General features: G+C 71.7%; 23 protein-coding genes. 10 read left to right on the top strand and 13 right to left on the bottom strand.

Going from position 1 to position 23,136, the window contains the following annotated elements:
- Window positions 1–91: 91 nt before the first annotated feature.
- Window positions 92–1,081, bottom strand: coding sequence for a FecCD family ABC transporter permease (locus ACWBNA_RS28920; protein WP_482707450.1), 990 nt, complete (start codon window positions 1,079–1,081; stop codon window positions 92–94).
- Complete coding sequence (locus tag ACWBNA_RS28915; protein WP_482707449.1) at window positions 1,078–2,136, bottom strand: ABC transporter substrate-binding protein; 1,059 nt, start codon at window positions 2,134–2,136, stop codon at window positions 1,078–1,080. The genes ACWBNA_RS28920 and ACWBNA_RS28915 overlap by 4 nt, the downstream gene beginning before the upstream one ends.
- Before the next feature lie 154 nt (window positions 2,137–2,290).
- On the opposite strand from ACWBNA_RS28915, the gene ACWBNA_RS28910 reads away from it, so the two are divergent.
- Window positions 2,291–2,674: a VOC family protein gene (locus tag ACWBNA_RS28910; protein ID WP_482707448.1), complete on the top strand. Its 384-nt coding sequence runs from the start codon at window positions 2,291–2,293 to the stop codon at window positions 2,672–2,674.
- A 158-nt stretch (window positions 2,675–2,832) separates the two neighbouring features.
- On the opposite strand, the gene ACWBNA_RS28905 is transcribed toward ACWBNA_RS28910, so the two are convergent.
- The 3 genes from ACWBNA_RS28905 to ACWBNA_RS28895 form a co-directional block, all read right to left on the bottom strand.
- The gene (locus ACWBNA_RS28905) at window positions 2,833–3,759 is read right to left on the bottom strand and encodes a trypsin-like serine protease (protein ID WP_482707447.1); all 927 of its coding nucleotides are present in this window, start codon (window positions 3,757–3,759) and stop codon (window positions 2,833–2,835) included.
- A 250-nt stretch (window positions 3,760–4,009) separates the two neighbouring features.
- Window positions 4,010–5,116, bottom strand: a complete 1,107-nt coding sequence (locus ACWBNA_RS28900; protein WP_482707446.1) for a serine hydrolase domain-containing protein — start codon at window positions 5,114–5,116, stop codon at window positions 4,010–4,012.
- 65 nt (window positions 5,117–5,181) lie between these two features.
- On the bottom strand, window positions 5,182–5,865 hold the full coding sequence (locus tag ACWBNA_RS28895; protein WP_482707445.1) for a DUF4389 domain-containing protein: 684 nt from the start codon (window positions 5,863–5,865) through the stop codon (window positions 5,182–5,184).
- A 329-nt stretch (window positions 5,866–6,194) separates the two neighbouring features.
- Here ACWBNA_RS28895 and msrA point away from each other — a divergent pair, with 329 nt between their 5' ends.
- Window positions 6,195–6,707, top strand: a complete 513-nt coding sequence (msrA, locus tag ACWBNA_RS28890) for a peptide-methionine (S)-S-oxide reductase MsrA (RefSeq protein WP_482707444.1) — start codon at window positions 6,195–6,197, stop codon at window positions 6,705–6,707.
- A gap of 80 nt (window positions 6,708–6,787) precedes the next feature.
- Here the strand turns inward: msrA and ACWBNA_RS28885 are convergent, their stop codons facing one another.
- Entirely contained in the window at window positions 6,788–7,906 is a 1,119-nt protein-coding gene (locus ACWBNA_RS28885) for a hypothetical protein (protein ID WP_482707443.1), read from the bottom strand.
- A gap of 86 nt (window positions 7,907–7,992) precedes the next feature.
- Here ACWBNA_RS28885 and ACWBNA_RS28880 point away from each other — a divergent pair, with 86 nt between their 5' ends.
- Window positions 7,993–9,147, top strand: a complete 1,155-nt coding sequence (locus tag ACWBNA_RS28880; RefSeq protein ID WP_482707442.1) for a cystathionine gamma-synthase — start codon at window positions 7,993–7,995, stop codon at window positions 9,145–9,147.
- A gap of 45 nt (window positions 9,148–9,192) precedes the next feature.
- On the opposite strand, the gene ACWBNA_RS28875 is transcribed toward ACWBNA_RS28880, so the two are convergent.
- From ACWBNA_RS28875 to ACWBNA_RS28865, 3 genes are all read right to left on the bottom strand, one after another.
- Complete coding sequence (locus tag ACWBNA_RS28875; RefSeq protein WP_482707441.1) at window positions 9,193–9,441, bottom strand: hypothetical protein; 249 nt, start codon at window positions 9,439–9,441, stop codon at window positions 9,193–9,195.
- A gap of 25 nt (window positions 9,442–9,466) precedes the next feature.
- Complete coding sequence (locus ACWBNA_RS28870; RefSeq protein ID WP_482707440.1) at window positions 9,467–9,970, bottom strand: sigma factor-like helix-turn-helix DNA-binding protein; 504 nt, start codon at window positions 9,968–9,970, stop codon at window positions 9,467–9,469.
- 165 nt (window positions 9,971–10,135) lie between these two features.
- A complete protein-coding gene (locus tag ACWBNA_RS28865) occupies window positions 10,136–10,642 on the bottom strand; it encodes a MarR family winged helix-turn-helix transcriptional regulator (protein ID WP_482707514.1) in 507 nt (168 codons plus the stop codon).
- Between the two features lie 163 nt (window positions 10,643–10,805).
- On the opposite strand from ACWBNA_RS28865, the gene ilvA reads away from it, so the two are divergent.
- From ilvA to ACWBNA_RS28850, 3 genes are all read left to right on the top strand, one after another.
- Window positions 10,806–12,035 (top strand): threonine ammonia-lyase, encoded by a 1,230-nt coding sequence (ilvA, locus tag ACWBNA_RS28860; protein WP_482707439.1) that lies wholly within the window; start codon window positions 10,806–10,808, stop codon window positions 12,033–12,035.
- Between the two features lie 145 nt (window positions 12,036–12,180).
- A complete protein-coding gene (locus tag ACWBNA_RS28855) occupies window positions 12,181–13,248 on the top strand; it encodes an ATP-binding cassette domain-containing protein (protein WP_482707438.1) in 1,068 nt (355 codons plus the stop codon).
- The gene (locus ACWBNA_RS28850; RefSeq protein ID WP_482707437.1) at window positions 13,245–14,090 is read left to right on the top strand and encodes an ABC transporter permease; all 846 of its coding nucleotides are present in this window, start codon (window positions 13,245–13,247) and stop codon (window positions 14,088–14,090) included. The genes ACWBNA_RS28855 and ACWBNA_RS28850 overlap by 4 nt, the downstream gene beginning before the upstream one ends.
- 81 nt (window positions 14,091–14,171) lie before the next feature.
- Here ACWBNA_RS28850 and greA read toward each other — a convergent pair whose 3' ends face one another.
- Window positions 14,172–14,672, bottom strand: coding sequence for a transcription elongation factor GreA (gene greA, locus ACWBNA_RS28845; RefSeq protein WP_482707436.1), 501 nt, complete (start codon window positions 14,670–14,672; stop codon window positions 14,172–14,174).
- 167 nt (window positions 14,673–14,839) lie between these two features.
- Complete coding sequence (locus tag ACWBNA_RS28840; protein ID WP_482707435.1) at window positions 14,840–15,238, bottom strand: DUF4307 domain-containing protein; 399 nt, start codon at window positions 15,236–15,238, stop codon at window positions 14,840–14,842.
- Window positions 15,239–15,361: 123 nt separating this feature from the next.
- On the opposite strand from ACWBNA_RS28840, the gene mca reads away from it, so the two are divergent.
- Together mca and ACWBNA_RS28830 are read left to right on the top strand one after the other, a co-directional pair.
- Window positions 15,362–16,243: a mycothiol conjugate amidase Mca gene (gene mca, locus ACWBNA_RS28835; protein WP_482707434.1), complete on the top strand. Its 882-nt coding sequence runs from the start codon at window positions 15,362–15,364 to the stop codon at window positions 16,241–16,243.
- Window positions 16,236–16,502, top strand: a complete 267-nt coding sequence (locus tag ACWBNA_RS28830; protein ID WP_482707433.1) for a hypothetical protein — start codon at window positions 16,236–16,238, stop codon at window positions 16,500–16,502. The genes mca and ACWBNA_RS28830 overlap by 8 nt, the downstream gene beginning before the upstream one ends.
- A gap of 24 nt (window positions 16,503–16,526) precedes the next feature.
- Here ACWBNA_RS28830 and ACWBNA_RS28825 read toward each other — a convergent pair whose 3' ends face one another.
- Both ACWBNA_RS28825 and ACWBNA_RS28820 read right to left on the bottom strand, forming a co-directional pair.
- Window positions 16,527–16,712 (bottom strand): hypothetical protein, encoded by a 186-nt coding sequence (locus ACWBNA_RS28825; RefSeq protein WP_482707432.1) that lies wholly within the window; start codon window positions 16,710–16,712, stop codon window positions 16,527–16,529.
- A 285-nt stretch (window positions 16,713–16,997) separates the two neighbouring features.
- Window positions 16,998–20,198: a tetratricopeptide repeat protein gene (locus ACWBNA_RS28820; protein ID WP_482707431.1), complete on the bottom strand. Its 3,201-nt coding sequence runs from the start codon at window positions 20,196–20,198 to the stop codon at window positions 16,998–17,000.
- A 187-nt stretch (window positions 20,199–20,385) separates the two neighbouring features.
- On the opposite strand from ACWBNA_RS28820, the gene ACWBNA_RS28815 reads away from it, so the two are divergent.
- Together ACWBNA_RS28815 and ACWBNA_RS28810 are read left to right on the top strand one after the other, a co-directional pair.
- A complete protein-coding gene (locus tag ACWBNA_RS28815) occupies window positions 20,386–21,030 on the top strand; it encodes a hypothetical protein (protein ID WP_482707430.1) in 645 nt (214 codons plus the stop codon).
- A 30-nt stretch (window positions 21,031–21,060) separates the two neighbouring features.
- Complete coding sequence (locus ACWBNA_RS28810; RefSeq protein ID WP_482707429.1) at window positions 21,061–23,091, top strand: thioredoxin domain-containing protein; 2,031 nt, start codon at window positions 21,061–21,063, stop codon at window positions 23,089–23,091.
- Window positions 23,092–23,136: the final 45 nt, after the last annotated feature.

Genomic DNA, 23,136 nt, shown 5'->3' with positions numbered 1-23,136 from the left:
GCCGGGAGTGGGGGAGGGTGGGCGCGGGCGGCACCCCGCGGGCGCCGGGCTGCGCGACCCACCTCCGCCCAGGACCAGCGCCGGGCCCCCTTCACACCACGGCCCCCTTGCGCCGCACCAGCACCACCAGCACCGGCACCCCCACCAACGCGGTCATCACCCCGGCCGGCACCTCGGCGGGCGCCCGTACCACCCGCCCCGCCACATCCGCGCCCAGCAGCAGCGCCGCCCCCAGCAGCGCGGACAGCGGCAGCACCGCCCGATGTCCCCCGGAGACCAGCCGCCGCGCCAGGTGCGGCACCGCGAGTCCGACGAAGGCGATGGGACCGGCCGCGGCCACCGCGGCGGCCGTCAGCAAGGTCGCCCCCAGCGCCGCCGCACCCCGCACCAGCTGGACCCGGTGCCCCAGCGCCCGTGCCGTCTCCTCGCCCAACGCCAGCGCGTCCAGCCCGCGCGCACACGCCAGCACCAGCACCGCACCGGCCGCCAGGAACGGCAGCATGCGGACGACCGTGTCCGCGTCCCGCCCGCTCAGCGCCCCGACCTGCCAGAACCGGAACTGGTCGAGCGTGGCGGAGCTGGAGGTGAGGACGACGGTCGTGGCACCGGCGGTCATCGCGGACAGCGCCGTGCCCGCCAGCGCCAGCTTCACCGGCGACGCCCCCTCCCGTCCGCGCGCGGCGAGGGCGTACACCAGACACGCGGCGCCGACGGCACCGGCGAAGGCGTACCAGACGTACCCGCCGAAGCCGTTCGCCAGCCCGAACCCGATCGCGAGGACGACCCCGGCCGCGGCCCCCTGGCTCAGCCCGAGGATGCCGGGGTCGGCGAGCGGGTTGCGGGTGACGGCCTGGAGTGCGGCGCCGGCGACGCCGAGCGCGGCCCCCGCGGTCAGCCCGACCTCGGTGCGCGGCATCCGCAGCGACCGTACGACCAGGGCGTCCGGCGAACCGCCACCGTGCAGCAGGGCGTCGAACACGGCCGACAGCGGCACCGCGCGGGTGCCGACGGCGAGGCTGAGCAGGCCGACGGCGGCCACCGCGAGGACGGCCGCCGGCCAGGCGAGGTGTCTGGGGCTCACTTGCCGATGTGTTCGGCGAGCTGTCGTATCACCAGACGCGCGGCGGTCGGACCGGCGTTGAGGTACCAGGGGTCGTCGTCGACCTTCACGGCCTGCCCCGCCTCGACGGCCTTCATCGACTTCCACAACGGCCCGGCGACGACACTCGCCGCGTCGGTCTCGCCGGCGTCACCCTGGACGGAGTAGAAGATCCAGTCACCGTCGGCGGTGTCGATGCTCTCCGGGCCGATGTCCTCGGAAATCGCGGTGAACCGCTGCGACTCGGGCCGCGGCAGCCCCATGTCGACGGCGATGGACCCGGTGAAGGACGCGACGCCGAACATGCGGGTGCGGTCGGGTGTGAACCGCACCATGGACACGGTGGGATCGCCGAGGTCCGCGCCCTTCTCGGCGGCGTCGGCGGCGATGTCGTCCAGCAGGTCCTGGGCCGCCTCGCCCTTGCCGACGGCCTCGCCGACGAGGAGCAGGTCGCGCTTCCAGTTGATGCCGTTGCCGGCGGTGATCACGGTGGGCGCGATCTTCGACAGCTTGGGGTACAGGTCGCCGAGCGAGTCGTTGGCGAGGATCAGGTCCGGCTCGGCGGCGGCGAGGGACTCCAGGTTGGGTGCCTGCCGGGTGCCCGCGTCGGTCATGCCGGCGAGCCGTGCCTTGTCCTTCGGGAAGGCGTCGGTGAGGTAGTCGGGCACGAGCCCGGCGTTATCGGCGCGGGTGGTGGCCGTGGGCACGATCCCCAGGGACAGCAGGTCGTCGAGCTGACCGGTGCTGAGGACGGCGGTCCTCTTCGGCTCGGCCTCGATGGTCGCCTTGCCCTGGAAGTGGGTGACGGTCCGCGGGAACGTCCCGTCGGTGTCCGTGTCGGCGCCCATGCCGTCGGCGAGGGCGCTCGGTGCGGCGGACGGCCCCTCCGTGGCCCCTGCCGAGGCGCCCATCACCGGGTTGCGCGCCCCCTCCGCCTTCTCCGCGCTCCCGTCACCGCCGTCCGAGGCCGAGCAGCCGGCGAGCAGCCCTCCGACGACGGTCGCGGCCAGGACGGCCTGCATTGCTACTGCGCGCACGACGACTCCGACGATGTACTGGTTCACCGGAGTCCTGGCACCGTTGCACTCGTTCAGCGATAAACCGTTTTGCTAAGGCAAGGCTTACCTTAACCGGTCGCGGAGTATGGTCGGTACGAAGGAGGCCCGCACTCGGCGCGAGGAGGCCCGCGCGATGACCGTCCAGCTGAACCACACCATCGTCGCCGCACACGACAAGAACACCTCGGCCCGGTTCCTCGCCGACATCCTGGGCCTGGAGGTGAGCCCGCCGTACGGCCCCTTCACCCCTGTCGAGATCCCCAACGGCGTGACCCTCGACTACATCGACACCCCCGGCCCGATCACCCCGCAGCACTACGCCTTCCTCGTCTCCGAGGACGACTTCGACACGATCTTCACCCGCGTCCGGGACGCCGGTCTGACCTACTGGGCGGACCCGTTCCACAGCCGGGTGGGGGAGATCAACCACAACGACGGGGGCCGGGGTACGTACTTCGACGATCCGAACGGGCACAACCTGGAGATACTCACGCGGCCGTACGGCAGCGGGAGTTGAGCGACGCGGATCGGCGGGCCCGGCCCGGCAGTCCCCGTCGGGCAATCCCCGTCTGGCAGGCCCGGTCCGGCAAGCCCGGCCGCCCGCCGGCCCCGGTGTCACGCGAGGGCCGACGGGGGAAGCCGCCAGGGCAGTTCCAGGGCCTTCCTAGGGCCGCTCTAGGGCAGTTTGACGAAGGGGGACAGGAAGGCCCGGGCTCCGGGGGTGTCGAGGCGGTAGGTCACGTTGGTGGCGTAGCACGGGGTGTCGCCGGTGATGGTCGTCGCGGCGAGGATGGTCCTGCCGCCGACGACCGCGAAGTTGGGGCCGCCCGAATCGCCGTAACAGGCACCGCCGTTGCCTTGGGGCGCGGTCATCGCCAGCCGTATCCACGCGTTGTTGAGGGCGTCGAAGGTCACCGGTGCCTTCATGCGAACCCCGCCGCCCGGGTGGGTCTGGCCGCCCGGTCCGTTGACGGCTTCCTGGGTGCCGTACCCCGCGACGAACCAGTCGGCGGCGTTGAGCCCCTTGGCGCCGAGTGCGCCGAACTGGTCGGCGGTCGGCAGAGCCGCAGGGGTGAACGTCCAGCGCGCCTTCAGCTGTTGGGCGGGCAGATCGACCACCGCGATGTCGTGCGTGTCGGAGGCAGGGCCGGGGTAGGCGGGGTCCGTGTGGGCGGTGCCCTGGACGCCCACGGCGGCGGCCTGCGCGGCCGGGTCGCCGGGGTACTTGACGGCGGCGGCGTCGAGTCCGGCCTGGACGTTCTGGTCCAGGGACACGTAGAACCGCACGTTGTCCGGCCAGTCCGTGGTGCAGTGGGCGGCGGTCAGGAAGGTGTTCCCGTCGATCATGGTGCCTGAGCAGACCCAGTCGACGCGGTCCGGGGTCGCCGGGTTCGCGTCGTTGTCCCAGGTGGCGACGAGGGCGCCGACCTCGGTGCGCTCCGGCGCGGGGGTCGCGTTGTAGGAGTTGATCGCTGACGAGGGCAGCGCGGTCGCGAGCACGGCGGCGCAGGCCGCCGCGGTGACGGTGGTGGCGCGGGCCATGGTGGTGGCGCGGGCCGTGGTGCTGATGCGGGCCGTGGTGGTGGCACGTCTGTCGGTCAAGAGAAGACCCTTCGGCTGGGGTGGGACGGGTGTTCTCCTGTGGGGGGTGTGAGCCGCGATCAGTGAAGCGCCTGCGGCCGACCGCGGCAAGAGGGCGGCGCGTTCCTCGCGAAGTGATCGACGCGATCCGACCACCGCATGACGCGCTGCGATCGGTCGGATCGGGACCTTCGGTCGGATCGGGCCCTTCTTCCGGATCGGGCCCTTCGGTCGGATCGGGAGATTCGTCCGGACCGGGACCTTCCGACGGTCAGGGGCGCAGACCCTTGAGGCCGTCGTAGGCGGACATGACGATCTCCAACCCCCGCTGGTCCTCCGCGGGTTCGCGCATCTGGTTCGTCACGTACGCCACCGCCATGCGCGCGTCGGGTTCGATCATCACGAGTGAGCCGCCCCAGCCGCCCCACCCGTAGGTGCTGCCGAACAGCCCGTAGCCCAGGCCGTAGCGCACCGGCATGCCCAGGATCCGGTCGTCACCGCTGAACTGCTCCACCCACGCCCGCTCACAGCCCGCCTGCGACAGCAACCGCACGCCCCGCGCCGCTCCTCCGCAGGCCATCACCGACTGCACGAGGGCGACCGAGCGGGCGTTGCCGAATCCGCTCGCCGCGGGGATCTGCGCGCGGCGCCAGGCCACGCTGTTCCCGTCGCGGACCCGCATCCCGGTTCCGGCGGCCGGGTTCGTGTTGCCGGCGGGCGTGCTCGCGGTGTAGTCGTCGTCCCGGGAAGGGGGCGGGATGGTGAGGGCCACGCGGTGGTCGTGTTCGGCGGACAGTCCGACGTGGAAGTCCGCGCCCAGGGGTCCGGCCACCTCCTCGGCGAAGTAGTCGCCGACGCTCCGGCCGGTGATCCGGCGTACGACCTCGCCCACCAGGAATCCCTGGGTGATCGAGTGGTACCCGGCCGCGCTGCCCGGCTCCCACCGAGGCGCCTGCCCCGCCAGCCGTGCCGTGGCGGACGTCCAGTCGTAGAGCTCGTCGACCGGCCCCTCCCAGTCGGGCAGGCCCGCGGTGTGCGAGAGCAGGTGCCGCACCAGCACCTTCTCCTTGCCCGCCGCGGCGAACTGCGGCCAGTACCGGGCGACCGGTGCGTCCAGGTCGAGATCACCGCGGTCGGCCAGGACCAGGGCGCACAGCGCCGTCATCGTCTTCGTGACGGACCAGACGTTGACGATCGTGTCCCGCTCCCACGGCACCGTGCGCTCCGCGTCGGCGAACCCGCCCCAGACGTCCACCACGGGCTCGCCGTCCACGAAGACCGCCACCGAGGCGCCCGCGTCCCCCTCGTCCAGGAAGGCGGCCAGCGCGCTGGGCACCGCGGTGAACAGATCGTCGTACGAGCCCTGAATGTCGGCCATACAGGTATCTAGCCCTCACCGGGCCGTCGCAGGCAACCGAGATTCCCTCGACGCCGAGCGCAGGGCTACGTCTCCTTGCTCACCGAGGTCCTCGTCGGCGGGGGGTCCTGCGCGCCCAGGTCGAGACGGAACGGCGGGTACTGATCGGTCAGCAGGGCGGCATAGGCGGTGACCCGCGCGACCCAGCGGGCCAGGCCGATCAGGAAGTCGAAGAGGTGCACCGGGTACCGGGCGGTGAACGCCAGGATGATCACGGCGACCAGGGAGAGGAAGGGAATCAGGCCGCCGCCACGCCAGGCGCCCCCTTCTCCCCAACCCCAGCCGCCACCGACGAACATCCCGACGACGATGCACTGCGGGATCACCAGCAGCCACCACTTCACCAGGACCAGGCCGCGGGAGAGGCGCTCGGGATAGGCGACGTCGAAATGCGCCGGATAGTCGGGCACGTCCGCGAGGGTGAACGGCGGGTACCGGTCGGTGCCGAGCGCGGTGTGGGCGTAGTAGCTGACGCGCCAGTTCCAGCGCATCACGCCGACACTGAAGTCGAAGAGGGACCGTGGGTATCGGCCGGTGAACAGGATGGCGAAGAACGCGATGACGGTCACGACGACGAACGCGATCCACAGGAAGAACAGCACGATGTAGTGCGGGATGGCGAGGAGCCACTTCACCAGCCACAGCCATCTGGACAGCCGGGGATCGAGAAACGCTTCGAGGCGCACAGGTGACGCGGCGACCGGGCTCATGCGGCGCAACTCCCTTCGAGGCCTCCCCCCACCTGGCGCCCACCGTCCGTCAGCTCCCCCGCACGGGCCGGTGACCAGGTGTTTTCCGGATCATGAATCCAGGCTCGCACGCGGGGCGGAAGGCCGCGACCGGGGCTGGGCGCGCCCGCGGCGATGCGGACGGTGACGATCAAAGGGGCGTGGGCTGGTGATCGGCGACCGCGGGGTCGGTCGGACGGGCACGGAATCGCCGGGGCCCCTCGTGCGTTGAGCGGGGTGGGCCGGGATGCCGGTGGTGTGTGAGCCGAGCAGCCCGAGCGACCGAGCTGACCGATATTGGAGGGGCCGTAATGGCTGTGCAGACGCAGAGGGCCGTGCTGGCGGGCGGATGCTTCTGGGGGATGGAGGAGCTGATCCGCCGACTCCCGGGCGTGACGGCGACCCGGGTCGGATACACCGGCGGTGACGTGCCGAACGCGACGTACCGTAACCACGGCACGCACGCGGAGGCCATCGAGATCCTTTTCGACCCCGCGGAGACCGACTACCGCGCGATCCTGGAGTTCTTCTTCCAGATCCACGACCCGAGCACCAAGAACCGCCAGGGCAACGACATCGGCCTCAGCTACCGCTCGGCGATCTACTACGTGGACGACGAGCAGAAGAGGATCGCCGAGGACACGATCGCGGATGTGGACGCCTCCGGACTGTGGCCGGGCAAGGTCGTCACCGAGGTGGAGCCGGTCGGTCCCTTCTGGGAGGCCGAGCCCGAGCACCAGGACTACCTGCAGCGTTATCCGAACGGCTACACCTGCCACTTCCCGCGCCCGGGATGGCGACTGCCCACCCGCACGCAGGGCTGACCGCGAGGCGGCCCGCTCGTGACAGCCGGTTCCACGGCGGGCCGCCCGTGGCACCGGCCACCCGCCATCCGGCCGTCGTCTCAGTTGGGCAGTGTCGCCGGGCTGCCGCCGTTCGCCTCGTAGCCCGCGACCGCCAGGGCCCGGTAGACCGCGAACTCCGCGGCCGGGTCGGGGGACAGCGTCCAGGGGAGGGCGCCGACGTGGCCGTCGACGTGCACGAGCTGGCTCATCGCCTCCGCCCAGCGCTCGGCGCGCACCAGGAAGAAGACCAGCAGGTGGCGCACGTGCGCCAGCATCGGGTCGTCGGCGCGGGCCGAGTGGACGGCGTACAGCGCGCCGTGGATCGCCTTCGTCACGGTCTCGCTCTGGTAGAAGCCGCTGACCAGGTTCACCTCGGGGAGGTGCTCGAAGACCGCGAAGAGGGGCATGGCCGCCAGGAGCGAGCCCCGGGGAGCTCTCGCCGCCGCCGCTTCCGCGAAGCCGTACGCCTGCTCGCGCGAGCCGTGCCACTTCTCGCACCAGTAGTGCAGGGCGGCCAGATGCGCCCCCATGTGGTTCGGGGCGCGGTCCAGGATCTTCAGCCAGAGCTGCTCGAACTCCGGCCGCGAGTACGCCAGTCCGCGCGCCACCGACAGCTCGACGATGTACGGGATCGGGTCGCCGGGGGCCAGCAGGGCCGCGTCGCCGACCGCGGACCTGGCCTCCTCCATGATGATCCGGAACTCGTCCGTGCCCGGCGTCGCCGTCCGCCACGCCTGCTGCACCAGGAACTCCGCCTGCACCGCCGCGCCGCCCGCGTCCTTCGGCGCCTCGGCCCGCCACACCCGCAGCCACTGCCCGCCCGGCGTCTCGCTCACCCCGCCGGGCCGCTGCCGCAGCTCCAGCGAGGCGGCCCCCGCGAAGGCCTGGACGCGCTGCCACCGCAGCTCGCCCTCCGCCTCCGTACCGGCGAGGAGCTGGGCCGCCGCCCGGTGGTCCTGGGTGCGCTGCACCAGGTCCAGGACGTCCACCAGGTCCTGGTCGGGGCCGGGCATCCGGACGTCCAGCTCCTCCTGCAGCGCGAAGCCGTAGTTCGCCGGGTCCGCGGCGTCCGGATGGCCCGGCGGGACCTGCTCGATCATGCCGCGCCGGCGCCGCATGACGGGAAGCAGCACGAAGCCGAGCATGACCAGCGCCATCAGGACCCAGAGAATTTCCATGTCTCAAGGGTTCCAGACGCCTCGGACAATTGGCCAACCCGGTCGGCGCCTGTGGAAAACTCCCGGGCGCACTACGCTCGGTGCCCATGAGCGACAGGCACATCAGTCAGCACTTCGAGACCCTCGCGATCCACGCGGGCAACACCGCGGATCCCCTCACCGGCGCGGTCGTCCCGCCGATCTACCAGGTCTCGACCTACAAGCAGGACGGCGTCGGCGGCCTGCGCGGCGGCTACGAGTACAGCCGCAGCGCCAACCCGACCAGGACGGCCCTGGAAGAGAACCTCGCGGCCCTGGAGGGCGGCCGCCGCGGCCTCGCGTTCGCGTCCGGACTGGCGGCCGAGGACTGCCTGTTGCGTACGCTGCTCAGCCCCGGCGACCACGTGGTCATCCCCAACGACGCGTACGGCGGCACGTTCCGCCTGTTCGCCAAGGTCGTCTCCCGGTGGGGTGTGGAGTGGTCGGTCGCCGACACCAGCGACCCGTCCGCGGTACGGGCCGCCATCACCCCGAAGACCAAGGCGGTGTGGGTGGAGACCCCGTCCAACCCGCTGCTCGGTATCACCGACATCGCCGCCCTCGCCCAGGTCTCCCGGGACGCGGGCGCGCGGCTCGTCGTCGACAACACCTTCGCCACGCCGTACCTGCAGCAGCCGCTGTCCCTCGGCGCGGACGTCGTGGTGCACTCGCTGACCAAGTACATGGGCGGCCACTCCGACGTCGTCGGCGGCGCCCTGATCGTCGGCGACCCGGAGCTGGGCGAGGAGCTGGCGTACCACCAGAACGCGATGGGCGCGGTCGCCGGGCCCTTCGACTCGTGGCTGGTGCTGCGCGGCACGAAGACGCTGTCGGTGCGCATGGACCGGCACAGCGAGAACGCCACCAAGGTGGCCGACATGCTGACCCGGCACGCGCGCGTGACGAAGGTCCTGTACCCGGGTCTGCCCGAGCACCCGGGGCACGAGGTCGCCGCCAAGCAGATGCGGGCCTTCGGCGGCATGGTCTCCTTCCAGGTCGCGGGCGGCGAGGAGGCGGCCGTCGAGGTCTGCAACCGCGCCAAGGTGTTCACGCTCGGCGAGTCCCTGGGCGGCGTCGAGTCGCTCATCGAGCACCCCGGCCGCATGACGCACGCGTCCACGGCCGGCTCGGCCCTGGAGGTGCCCGCCGACCTCGTACGCCTGTCCGTGGGCATCGAGAACGCCGAGGACCTTTTGGAGGACCTCCAGCAGGCCCTCGGCTAGGCACCTGCCGCCCCCGGGCCGGTCGCCGCGAACGCCCGCCGGGGGTCACCAGTCCGTGAGCGGTGGAGTCGTGTCCGACGGCGGCTCCACCCACGGCTGGGCCATCAGCGCCCAGACCACGAAGGCGACGGTCGCGGCGACGAGCAGCAGCCACAGAAGACGCCGGGCGGCCGTCCTGCGGCGCAGCATGCGGCCGCCGCGCCGCACGACCTCTCCGTACAGCTCCGGGGGTACGGACGGCACGGACCGCTCCATGATCCGCCGTACGGCGGCCTCCCGCTCGGGCCGGTTCACGCGCGCCTCCGGCCGCCGGGCCGCCTCATGACGGCGCCACCCTCGGGCCGGCCACCGACGGCGCCGGGCCCCGGGGCGGATGCAGCATGGTCGCCGTGGCCCGGTCGCAGAGGGTGCGGACGCGTTCCACGGGCACCCCGAGGAGTGCCGCCGCCTGTTCCTCGGCGACGCCCTCGTACAGCCTCAGGACGAGGATCAGGCGCTCCTGCGGAGCCAGCCGGGCCAGGACGCCGGCGGGGTGGCGGCGGGCCGGGACGAGGCCGCCGTAGTGGTGCCACGCCCCGCGCGCGAAGCGGGTGGCCAGGTACTGGCGGGTCCGGTCGTACGGGTCCTCGCCGCGCAGCCGGTCCCAGCACGCGTACGTGTGCGCCAGAGCCAGCGTCAGCAGGCGCCGCGCGCGCGGGTTGTCGTGCGGCTCCTCCGCCGTGAGGAGCGTGGCGGCGTGCAGCAGCCGCCCGGCCGCACCCGCGACGAACGCCTCGAACTCGAGGGCCCGGCGGGCGCCCTGGGCCGCTTGCCGTTGCCGCACCGCACCTCCCGCCTGAGGGCGATCCTGAGAGAACGGGCCCGGCCCCGTACGGCATGCGAAACGGTGTACGAAGGGGACCCGGTCTCATATGAGGCCAGGCGCGGCCCGTTGGTCAAGAGCCGCGCAGGGCCGAGAGCTCCGCGCCGGTGTGCGGGGAGCCGGCCGTCAGGAGGCGGACGGCGCGTCGGCCCCGGATACCTCATGCCCCGCCATCCGGGTGGACAGGGCGGTGTTGAAGCGCGTGAGGAGCGTGCAGAACGCCTCGCGCTCCTCAGGCGCCCAGTCGTGTGTCAGCTCGGCCATCAACTGACGCCGCGAGGAGCGCACTTCCTCGAGGCGGGACAGCCCGCGCGGAGACAACTGGAGCACCACCGCCCGCCCGTCCTCGGGGTGCGAGGTCCGCTTGACGAGCCCGGTGTCGACGAGCGGAGCGACCTGACGGGTGACCGTCGACGAGTCGATGCCCATGCTCGCGGCGAGCGCCTTGACGCCCATCGGGCCTTCCTTGTCGAGCCGGTTCAGCAGCAGGTACGCGGCGCGGTCCATGGAGTTGCGCACCTGCCCCACGCCGCCGAGCCGGGTCTGTTCGGCACGTCGGGCGAACACCGCCACCTCGTGCTGCAGCGTGTCGAGGAGACCGCTGTCACCGACGGTCGTCATGTCCATCGACATTTCAGGTGTTGTGGGCATGGCCGGAGGCTCACTTCGTGAAGGGGGTGCTGGATTGGGGGACAGGGTACGCGGCCCGGAGGCGGGCCGTACCGGGGCTGCGCAAACCGGTCTCGGAGGTTGGTCACGAAGGTGGCCCGCGCGTGTGAACTGCGAGACTTGAGTCATGAACTACCGCCAGGTCCCCTCCGTGCCGCCGGTGACGCTCGACGACGTACGCGGTGCCCAGAAGATGCTCTCGGGCGTGGCGAGGGTGACCGCGATGGAGGGCAGCCGGCATCTGACCCGGCTGGTCGGCGCGCCGGTCCACTTCAAGTGCGAGAACCTGCAGCGGACGGGCTCGTTCAAGCTGCGCGGCGCGTACGTCCGTATCGCCGGGCTGCTGCCCGAGGAGCGGGCCGCGGGTGTCGTCGCGGCCAGCGCGGGCAACCACGCGCAGGGCGTGGCACTGGCGTCGTCGCTGCTCGGCGTGGGCGCCACGGTGTTCATGCCGAAGGGTGCCCCCCTGCCGAAGATCAGTGCCACCCGGCACTACGGCGCCGAGGTGCGCCTGCACGGGCAGGTGGTCGACGAGACGCTGGCCGCCGCGCAGGAGTACGCGGAGGCGACCGGCGCGGTGTTCATCCACCCGTTCGACCACCCTGACATCATCGCAGGCCAGGGCACGGTCGGCCTGGAGATCCTGGAGCAGTGCCCCGAAGTGCGCACGATCGTCGTCGGCATCGGCGGCGGAGGGCTGGCGGCCGGCATCGCGGTCGCGGTGAAGTCACTCAGGCCGGACGTGCGGATCGTGGGCGTCCAGGCGGCGGGCGCGGCCGCGTACCCGCCCTCGCTGGCGGCCGGGCGCCCGGTGCTGATCGAGAACCCGGCGACGATGGCCGACGGCATCAAGGTCGGGCGGCCCGGCGACGTGCCGTTCGGGATCATCGGCGAGCTGGTGGACGAGGTGCGCACGGTGACGGAGGACGAGCTGTCCACCGGGCTGCTGCTGTGCCTGGAGCGGGCCAAACTGGTCGTCGAGCCGGCCGGGGCGAGCCCGGTCGCCGCGCTGCTGAGCGACCCCGGCTCCTTCGAGGGGCCGGTCGTGGCGGTGCTCTCCGGCGGCAACGTCGATCCGCTGCTGATGCAGCGGGTGCTGACCCACGGACTGGCCGCGCAGGGCCGCTACCTGGCCGTACGTCTTCGGCTGACGGACCGGCCCGGAGCCCTCGCGACGCTTCTCGGCGTGTTGTCAGTGGTGGACGCTAACGTCCTCGATGTGGGCCACGTACGGACCGATCCACGGCTCGGGCTCACGGAGGCGGAGGTCGAGCTGCACCTGGAGACGAAGGGACCGGCGCACTGCGCCGAGGTCGGCCGGGCCCTGCGCGACGCGGGCTACACGGTCATCGGCTGAGGTCAGGCGCCTCTTTGTCACCCGATCGGGTAAGTCCGTTGAGAGACGCGATACATCGCGTTACGGTGTGTCCCGTGCCACCCCTACTCCGCCTTTCCGAACGCTTCGAACCTTCCGAAGAATCCCCGACGACGTGGAGACTCATATGCCAGGCGCCATCTATGCCGAAGGCCTGGTCAAGACCTTCGGTGACGTAAGGGCTCTGGACGGCGTCGACCTCGATGTCCCCGAGGGCACCGTGCTGGGCCTGCTCGGGCCGAACGGCGCGGGCAAGACGACCACCGTCCGCTGTCTGACGACGCTGCTGCGCCCCGACAGCGGCAGGGCGGTCGTCGCCGGCCTCGACGTGCTCAAGCAGCCCAACGAGGTGCGGCGCTCGATCGGCCTGTCCGGCCAGTTCGCCGCGGTCGACGAATACCTGACCGGCCGCGAGAACATCCAGATGGTCGGCCAGCTCTACCAGATGAAGGCCAAGGCCGCGAAGGCCCGGGCCGAGGAACTGCTGGAGCAGTTCCACCTGTCCGACGCGGCCGACCGCCCCGCCAAGACCTACTCCGGCGGCATGCGCCGCCGCCTCGACCTTGCCGCGGCGCTCGTCGTGTCGCCGCCCGTGATGTTCATGGACGAGCCGACGACCGGCCTCGACCCGCGAAACCGGCAGCAGCTGTGGGAGGTCATCAAACAGCTGGTCCTGGGCGGTACGACCCTGCTGCTGACCACCCAGTACCTGGAAGAGGCCGACCACCTCGCCCACGACATCGCCGTGGTCGACCACGGCCGTGTCATCGCCCGCGGCACCTCCGACCAGCTCAAGGCCCGCACCGGCGGCGAGCGCGTCGAGGTCGTGGTGCACGAGCGGGAGCACATCCCCACCGCCCGCGAGGTGCTGGGCGGCTTCGGCAAGGGCGAGACCACCGTGGAGGAACACACCCGCAAGCTCACCGTGCCCGTCACCGGCGGCGCGAAGCTCCTCGCCGAGGTCATCCGCGAACTGGACGCCCGCGGCATCGAGATAGACGACATCGGCCTGCGCCGCCCGACCCTTGACGACGTCTTCCTCTCCCTGACCGGCCACGTGGCCGAAATCAGGGACGAGGAGAACGGCGCGGGCACCAAGAACGCCAAGAGCGCCAAAGGCGTCAAGAACGCCGCGGACGCCGAAGACACCAAGGATGCCAAAGACCGTCGGCACAAGAAGGAGACCGCCAAGTGAGTGCCGTCACCGATGCCGTGCGGATCACGGCGCCCACCAACCCCGTCACCCAGTCGGTCCGCGACTCGCTGGTGGTCGCCAAACGCAACCTGATCAGGATGTCCCGCATCCCGGAGATGGTCATCTTCGGGCTCATCCAGCCCATCATGTTCGTGGTGCTGTTCAGCTACGTGTTCGGCGGGTCGATGAACATCGGCGGCACCACCGACCCCGGCGTCTACCGCGAGTTCCTGATGGCGGGCATCTTCGCGCAGACGGTCACCTTCGCCACCGCGGGCGCCGGCGCGGGCATCGCCGACGACATGCACAAGGGGCTCATCGACCGTTTCCGCTCGCTGCCCATGGCGCGCGGCGCGGTGCTGACCGGACGGACGCTCGCCGACCTGGTGCAGACCGCGCTCACCCTGTTCGTGCTGGCCGTCGTCGCCCTGCTGGTCGGATGGCGCACCCACACCAGCGTGGGTGAGGTGCTCGGTGCCTTCGGGCTGCTGCTCCTGACGGGATACGCGTTCACCTGGATCGGCGCGGTGATCGGTCTGTCCGTGCGGACACCGGAGGCGGCCACCTCGGGCGGGCTGATCTGGCTCTTCCCGGTGACGTTCGTCTCGAACGCGTTCGTGGACTCCAGCCAGATGACGCCCTGGCTGCGTCACGTCGCCGACTGGAATCCCTTCAGCGCCACCGTCCAGGCCTGCCGCGAGCTGTTCGGCAACCCGGGGGTCTCGACCTCGGACGCCTGGCCGATGCAGCACGCCGTGTGGGCCTCGATGATCTACTCGGTCCTGATCATCATCCTGTTCAGGACGCTGGCGGTGCGGAAGTACCGGTCCGCGACGGCCTGAGAGGGCGGGTCGACGGCATGACGAGGCCCCCGGCGTCCGCGGGGACGCCGGGGGCTCGCCAAGGACGTGCGGGGGGCCGGGTCAGCCGCTGTAGGGCTCGGCCTTGAGGATCGTCACCGAGGCCTTCTTGCCGTTCGGCAGCTCGTACTGCGCGTTCTCGCCGACCTTGTGGCCGATCACGCCGGAGCCCAGCGGGGACTGCGGGGAGTACGTCTCGACGTCGGTACTCGCGTACTCGCGCGACGCCAGCAGGAAGGTCATCGTGTCGTCCTCGTCACCGTCGAAGGCGATCGTCACGACCATGCCGGGCGCCACCGCACCGTCGGTGGAGGCCGGGGCCTCGCCGACCTTGGCGTTGTCCAGGAGCTGGGTCAGCTGGCGCACTCGGAGCTCCTGCTTGCCCTGCTCCTCCTTGGCCGCGTGGTACCCGCCGTTCTCGCGCAGGTCGCCCTCCTCGCGCGCGGCCGCGATCTTGGCGGCGATCTCCGTGCGCGCAGGACCAGACAGGTACTCCAGCTCGGCCTTGAGCTGGTTGTACGCCTCCTGGGTCAGCCAGGTGACGTTCTCGCTGGTCTGGGTCACAGGTGCTCCTCGTAGGTACTGGGAATACAAAGCATCGCCCTACCCAGAAGAATGTTCCTTCTCGGATGGGCGAAACCACGAGCCTAACAATTCAGCGGCCCAAGGGGGAGGACATAAGCCTCGGAATCCCCTCGTAGCAGGTCAGGGCCTACGCAGTGCGGAGTACCTCAGTCGGCGTGGCAGCCGAGCAGCTCGGCCGTGGTGCCCGGCGACGTGGTGCGCAGCGTGAGGACCTTGTCGATGCGGGTGGCGTCCCCGTCGAAGCGGAAGTCGGCGCGGCCCACCTCGGCGCCGCTCTCCGCCTGGGAGCGCAGGGTGCAGTAGCCGCTCGCACCGGAGTCCTTGCGGACCTCCAGGTGGATCCGGACCGCGTCCTTCCCCGGCTCGAAGGTGATGACCTCGGCGCTGATCTTGTTCTGGCCGACGTAGTGGTACGCGAAGTACCCCACGAGGGCGAGGAGCAGGGCGGCGAGGACGGCGCCGGTGATCTTGAGTGTGTGGTCGGCACGCTCGTCCGAGGAGCGGCCGTAGCGGCCCTCGGGCAGTCGCGTGCTCGCCGTGCTCATGATCGTCCCTCTCGGCAGGGCCTCCGAAGCGTGGGACCCGGAATTTTTGGTCCCTCGGTTCGGTCACTATAGAAGCGCCGATCGCACCCGTTCACATCGGGCGCCGACTACGAGGATTGAGTCTTGACTGACCAGCTGCGACTGATGGCCGTGCACGCCCACCCCGACGACGAGTCGAGCAAGGGCGCGGCCACCATGGCGAAGTACGTGTCCGAGGGGGTGGACGTGCTGGTGGTGACCTGCACGGGCGGGGAGCGCGGTTCCATCCTCAATCCCAAGCTGCAGGGCGACAAGTACATCGAGGAGAACATCCACGAGGTACGCAAGAAGGAGATGGACGAGGCCCGCGAGATCCTCGGCGTCGGGCAGGAGTGGCTCGGTTTCGTCGACTCGGGCCTGCCGGAGGGTGACCCGCTGCCGCCGCTGCCCGAGGGCTGTTTCGCCCTGGAGGACGTCGACAAGGCGGCCGGCGAGCTGGTGAAGCAGATCCGCTCCTTCCGTCCGCAGGTGATCACCACCTACGACGAGAACGGCGGCTACCCGCATCCCGACCACATCATGACCCACAAGATCTCGATGGTGGCGTTCGAGGGCGCGGCGGACACCGGGAAGTACCCGGAGGGGGAGTTCGGACCGGCGTACCAGCCGCTGAAGCTCTACTACAACCAGGGCTTCAACCGTCCGCGCACCGAGGCGCTGCACCAGGCGATGCTGGACCGGGGCCTGGAGTCGCCGTACGGGGAGTGGCTCAAGCGCTGGGACGAGTTCCAGCGCGCCGAGCGCACGCTGACCACGCACGTCCCGTGTGCCGAGTTCTACGAGATCCGCGACAAGGCGCTGATCGCGCACGCCACGCAGATCGACCCCGACGGCGGCTGGTTCCGGGTGCCGATGGAGATCCAGAAGAAGGTCTGGCCGACGGAGGAGTACGAGCTGGCGAAGTCCCTCGTCGATACCTCCCTCCCCGAGGACGACCTCTTTGCGGGCATCCGCGACAATGCCTGATATGAGCGCAAGCGCAAGCCTGGCAATGACGCACCTCGTGACCTTCGCCAAGGAGGTCGACGAGGACAAGGTCACCCCCGGCGTCCTCGGCTTCATCGTCTTCGCGGCGATGGCCCTGGCGGTGTGGGCCCTGATGAAGTCGATGAGCAAGCACATGGGCAAGGTCGACTTCAAGGAGACCTCGGACCCGAAGCCGGGGTCCGCGGACGCCTCCGCCTCCGCCTCGGCGTCCGCCGAGCCCGGGGCGAAGCAGGGCTGAGGGCCGCCCACCGGTTCGTGTCCCTCACCGGCAGTGGTCGGCCAGGGACAGCAGCAGGTGGGCGGACTCCGGCCGCGGACGCTCCGCGTGGGCACCGGCCGGACCGCGCCCGCGTACGACGAGGTCGGTCGCGAAGACGTCGCTCGCGTCGACGCTGGCGAAGCGGTGATCGAGCGCGGCGAGCCGGTACGGCTCACGGGGCGGCGGCATCCGGATCGCGGGGACCGGGGCCGGTGCGGTGCCGATACCGGCGTACCCGATGCCGCCCGTTTCCCCGCCCGCAGATGCCGAAGCCGGTGGCCCGGTCGTGCTGCGAGTACGTCGCGACGACCGGCCCGCGCAGAGGGCTTCGCCGAGCGCGGTGCAGGTGCCGTGCCGATGCGCGGCGCGAGCGGAGTGAGCGTGGGCTCGGGCCGCACCAGCCGGCCGCTGGCTGCGAACGGCACACTGCTCGACCGGGGGCACCCTCCTGTACGCCGAAGCCCTACGACGCCGCTACGTCGGCGAGGTCACCGCCACCCCCATGACCTCCCGAGCATGCCTGCCCGGCACCATTCCCAACCGCCAGGCCTGCCAGCCGGCTTCGAGGTTCACGCCGCGTTCCAGCAGCAGCTGGTACGCCTGCACGTAGTCGTCCAGTTTCTCGTCCCGGGCCGGATGGACCGCCCGCCCGAGCTGTGCCAGCTCCTCCTGCGCCACGGCCGTACCGATCTCCACGCCGCCCGGGGCGGCGTACGGCAGCATCGTGCAGCGCAGGAAACGTGCCCAGTCCTCGCCCCGTCGGTCGCCGTACGAGGTGAACAGGGCCGCCGCCTCGTCGCACAGGGCAAGGGCCTGCGGGGTGCGGGCGTTGCCCGCGTCCACGACGGCGAGTTCCAGGCAGGTCCACGCCTCGCCGTGCCCGACGCCGATGCGCTGGAAGTCGGCGCGGGCGTCGACCAGGAGCTGACGGGCGAAGCCCGAGTTGCGCAACGACCCGGTCTGCGCGGCGCGTTGGTCGCGGGTCACCCGTGCCGAGTGGTGCCGGGCGCAGGCCAGGCCGTAGACGTCGCGGATCCGCGAGAACATCGTGCGCGAGCGTTCCAGCTCGCGGACCGCGAGGGTCAGGTTGCCGGTCTCCTCCAGGGCCTGGCCCAGGTAGTACACCGTCCACGCCTCGCCGCGCGCGTCCTCGTTGTCGCGGTGCCGGGACGCCGCCTGGCGCAGGCCGTCGACCGCCGCCGACGCGTCGCCGGCGACCAGGCGGGCGCGGGCCAGCTGGGTCAGGGCCCAGGCCTCGCCGCGGGCGTCGCGGGTGCGGCCGTACAGGTCGAGGGCCGTGTGCAGCTCCTGTTCCGCGCGCGGTACGTCGCCCATGCGCAGGCCCAGTTGGCCGAGCTGGAAGTGGGCCCAGGCCTCGCCGTGCACCGACTCGCCGGCGCGGTGCAGGAGCAGGGACTGGGTCAGCAGCTCCATCGCCTCCGCGAGGCGGGCCCGGTCGCGTTCCACCGCGGCCAGCGCGTGCATGGTCCACGCCCGGTCGGTGGCCAGGTCGGGCGCCGCCTGGAGATCCAGCGCCTCCCGGAGCTTGGACGCCGCCTCGGTCAGGTTGCCCTGGTGGTGCAGGGTGATGCCGAGCGAGCACAGGGCCCGGGCCGCGCCCGCGTCGTGGTGCGCCTCCATATAGAGGTCCACCACCGACGTCAGCGTGGTGCGTGCCTTGTCCAGCTCGCCCAGCTGCCGCGCCGCGATGCCGGTACGCCACTGCACCGAGCGGACCAGCAGGCCCTGGTCGACGGCCTGCGCCAACTCGCTGATCTCGCCCAGCCGGTAGAGGTCGCCGCGCAGCAGGCAGTAGTCGCACAGGGCGCCGAGCAGGTTGAGTACGGCGGCCTGGTTCACGCCCTCCGCGTGCCGGAGCGCCGCCGTGATGAAGCTGGACTCGTCGTCGAGCCAGCGCAGTGCCTCGTCGAGGGAGTGGAAGCCGTGCGGGCTGAAGCGGTCCGAGCGGGTCGACATGTTGCCGTCGACCAGGCGCAGGACCGAGTCCGCGAGGTCGGCGTAGTTCACGATCAGGCGTTCTTGTGCCGCCGTACGTTCCGAGGGTTCCTCCTCGTCGAGGAGGCGGGCGTGGGCGAAGGTGCGGACCACGTCGTGGACGCGGTAGCGGTGGCCGCGGACGTGGTCGACGAGGCCCGCCCGGGCCAGGGCGACCAGGTGGCGGCTCGCCTCCGTCTCGTCGGTGGCCAGCAGGGCGGCGGCCGCCGCGGCGCCGAGGGAGGCGCGGCCGGCCAGGGCGAGGCGGCGCAGCAGCCGGCGGGCCGGGTCCGTCTGGTCGGTGTAGCGCAGCCACAGGACTCTCTCGGCGGGTTCGACCGGGCCGTACGCGTCGAGATCCGTGGCGAGTTGGCGCGGTGAGCGCGGGCCGAGCGACGAGCCGGCGATGCGCAGCGCGAGGGGCAGGCCGCCGCACAGCCGGGTGATGCGGTCGGCGGACTCGGCGTCGTAGGGGCCGGTGCTGTCCTGCGCGGCCGCTGTCAGCAGTTCCTCCGCGCCGGGCCCGTCCAGGGTCTCGACGGGCAGGTGGTGCACCCGGGCGGCCAGGTCGGCGGGCAGGTCGAGGGGCCGGCGGGCGGTGACCAGGACCAGGCTGTCGGAGCGCTCGGGGACGAGCGTGCGGACCTGCTCGGGGTCCGAGGCGTCGTCCAGGACGATGGTGACGGGCAGGCCGGTCAGATGCTGGTGGTACAGCTCGCTCAGCCGCTTGACCTGCTGGTCCGCGGAGGAACGCTCACGGAACAGCAGCTGTTCGCGGGGGGCGCCGAGACGGTTCAGCAGGTGCAGCAGCGCGTCGCGGGTCGTGAGCGGCGCCTCCTCCGGGCTGTCGCCGCGCAGGTCGACGACGCACGCGCCGCGGAAGTAGTCCTTCAGGTCGTGGGCGGCGCGCACCGCGAGCGTCGTGCGGCCGCTGCCGGGCGCCCCGTGCAGGACGACGACCGTCGGCCGGGTCTCGGTGCTCGCGCGGGCCGCCTGAACCCACTGACGGATCCGGTCCGTCTCCTGTCGTCGGCCCGCGAACGTGCCCACGGGCTCGGGGAGTTGCCCGAACGACTGCTCCAGCACGTTCCGCCCGCGAGCCGCCGCGCTCTTGTCGGTGCCCTTCAGCCGCGGTCCGGTCCGCTTCGGCCCGGTGGAGGCGTTCCGTACCCGCTGCTGGTCGAGGTAGGGGCGGATGCCGCGTACTTCGAGGGCCGTCAGCCACTGCAGCCGCAGCTGCTCGGGGCCGCCGGGCTGGCCGAGCGCGCCCGCGCGGTGGTGCGCGGCGGGCAGATGCGAACCGGCCACCTTCACGACCGTCGCCGCCGCGCCCACCACCCCCACGGTCACCCCGGCGCCGAACGCGGTGCCCGTGCCGGTGCCCAGAGCCAGGTCGGCGACGGTGGCCGCGACCGCAGCAACGCCCGCCACCAGCAACGGAGTAGCGCCGCCCTCGCGCGCGTAGCGCTGCCCGAAGGTGAGCTGACCGGCCTCGGACTCCTCCAGGGCGCGGGTGTACGCCTCGTACTCCTCCGCGGCCGTCTGCGCCATCGAGTCCAACGCCCCGCGCGCCCGCGACAGCAGCACGGTCCCGTCGGTACGCCCGCCCGACCGCCGTACCTCCTCCTCCACGGCCCGTGCCAGCAACCGCTCGGCCTCCGCGCGATGACTGTCCCGCATGTCACGTCCCCCTCCGGCGGCAACGGCTCTTCCTCGTGGTGCTTCGGTGGTTCCTTGGTCAAGTGTGCTGTGGACGGCGCATCGGGGCGAGGGGGCGACGGTCTTCGATCCCCTTGCGGGACACGTGCGTTGGTGCGTGGGGGCAGCAGCGCGGCTATCGTGATCACAGGTGTTGAAGGGGGACGACATGAGCAGCGATCACAACGCGCCGACGGGTGCGCCGGCCGGTCCACCGCACGGAAACCAGCAGCCACGCTGGGCCTGGTGGGTGGTCGGGATCGTCGTCCCCCTGGTGGGCGTGCTCATCACGATCCTTCTGACCCGGTCGGACTCGTCGCGGGACGACGGGAAGGCGGACGCGTCCGCCGTGACGGAGCAGCCGGTATCGGCCACGCCCGCCCCGGAACAGCCCGCCGCGTCCCCCACGAAGAGTGCCGCGGCGGATCGGGTGCTGTGGGGGCCGGATGTCGTCGAGGCCGAGACGACCGACAACGGGTCGTACATCGAGCTGGACACGTCCGGACCGATCGTGCAGAGCACCTCCAAGGGCGCGGACATCATTTTCTGGGCGCCGATCGGTGACCCGGGGCTGTTCGTGCCGGAGTCCGCCTCCCACCTGGCCCTCCTGCCCGCCTCCGGTCCCGCTCCGACGGCCGAGGACTGTGTCGGGAGCGTGGAACGCAACGGCTCCTACTCGGCGGACGTGAAGCGGGGTGACCGCTTCTGCCTGCTGACCGACGAGGGGCGGGTCGCCTATCTGAAGGTCCTCAGCGCGCCGGACCGGGGCACGGGGAAACTCGAGGTCGCCGTCTGGGAGACGCCTGCCGCGTGACGGGACGGGTACTGCGGCAGGATGGACACCATGCCGAACCGACTGGCCCATGAGACGTCCCCCTACCTCCTCCAGCACGCCGAGAACCCCGTCGACTGGTGGCCCTGGTCGGCCGAGGCCTTCGAGGAGGCCCGGAAACGGAACGTGCCGGTACTGCTCAGCGTCGGCTACAGCAGCTGTCACTGGTGTCACGTCATGGCGCACGAGTCCTTCGAGGACCAGGCGACCGCCGACTACCTCAACGCCCACTTCGTCAGCGTCAAGGTCGACCGCGAGGAACGCCCCGACGTGGACGCCGTCTACATGGAGGCCGTCCAGGCGGCCACGGGGCAGGGCGGCTGGCCCATGACGGTGTTCCTGACGCCGGACGCCGAGCCCTTCTACTTCGGCACGTACTTCCCGCCCGCCCCGCGCCAGGGCATGCCCGCCTTCCAGCAGGTCCTGCAGGGCGTGCACAGCGCCTGGGCGGACCGGCGGGACGAGGTCGCCGAGGTGGCCGGGAAGATCGTGCGGGACCTGGCGGGGCGGGAGATCTCCTACGGCGACAGCCAGGCGCCCGGCGAGGAGCAGCTGGCCGCGGCCCTCCTCGGGCTCACCCGGGAGTACGACGAGCAGCGCGGCGGGTTCGGCGGGGCGCCCAAGTTCCCGCCGTCCATGGCCGTGGAGTTCCTGCTGCGGCACCACGCGCGCACCGGGGCCGAAGGTGCCCTCCAGATGGCCCGGGACACCTGCGAGCGCATGGCCCGCGGCGGCATCTACGACCAGCTCGGCGGCGGGTTCGCCCGTTACTCCGTCGACCGGGACTGGGTCGTACCGCACTTCGAGAAGATGCTGTACGACAACGCCCTGCTGTGCCGCGTCTACGCCCACCTGTGGCGGTCCACCGGCTCGGAGCTGGCCCGCCGGGTCGCCCTGGAGACCGCCGACTTCATGGTGCGGGAACTGCGCACGAACGAAGGCGGGTTCTCCTCCGCGCTCGACGCCGACAGCGACGACGGGACCGGGAAGCACGTCGAGGGCGCCTACTACGTGTGGACGCCCGGGCAGTTGCGCGAGGTGCTCGGGGACGAGGACGCCGAACTCGCCGTCCGGTACTTCGGCGTCACCGAGGAGGGGACCTTCGAGCACGGGGCGTCCGTCCTCCAACTCCCGCAGCAGGACGAGGTCTTCGACGCCGACCGGATCGCGTCCATCAAGGAACGCCTCCTCCACCAGCGGAACGACCGCCCCGCGCCCGGCCGTGACGACAAGGTCGTCGCCGCGTGGAACGGGCTCGCGATCGCCGCGCTCGCCGAGACCGGCGCCTACTTCGACCGTCCCGACCTGGTCGAGGCCGCGCTGGGTGCCGCCGACCTCCTCGTCCGGCTGCACCTGGACGAGCACGCCCGTCTCTCCCGTACCAGCAAGGACGGGCATGTCGGCGCGAACGCCGGGGTGCTGGAGGACTACGCCGACGTGGCGGAGGGCTTCCTCGCGCTGGCCTCCGTGACCGGCGAGGGTGTGTGGCTCGAGTTCGCCGGGTTCCTCCTCGACCACGTCCTCACCCGGTTCGCCGACGACTCCGGCAGCCTCTACGACACCGCCGCCGACGCCGAGAAGCTGATCCGCCGCCCGCAGGACCCCACCGACAACGCCACCCCCTCCGGCTGGACCGCCGCCGCCGGAGCCCTGGTCGGCTACGCCGCCCACACCGGCGCCGGGCCGCACCGCGTCGCCGCCGAGAAGGCCCTCGGCGTCGTCAAGGCGCTCGGTCCGCGCGTTCCCCGCTTCATCGGCTGGGGGCTCGCCGTCGCCGAGGCGCTGCTCGACGGGCCGCGCGAAGTGGCGATCGTGGGGCCGGACTTCGACGACCCGGGCACAAGGGCCCTGCACCGCACGGCACTTCTCGCTGCCGCGCCCGGTGCCGTGGTCGCCGTGGGGACGCCGGGCAGCGACGAGTTCCCGCTGCTCGCCGACCGACCGCTGAGCAACGGTGAACCGACCGCGTATGTCTGCCGTAATTTCACATGTGACGCTCCGACGACCGATCCGGACCGGCTTCGCACGCAACTGAGCGACTGAACCGGAAGCGGAGGTCTCTCTTTCGCGTGCCAAAATTGCGCATGT

The organism is Streptomyces sp. Q2 (assembly GCF_056820935.1).
Note: the sequence above shows the minus strand (reverse complement) of the source record. Positions and strands in the feature narration are given on the sequence as shown.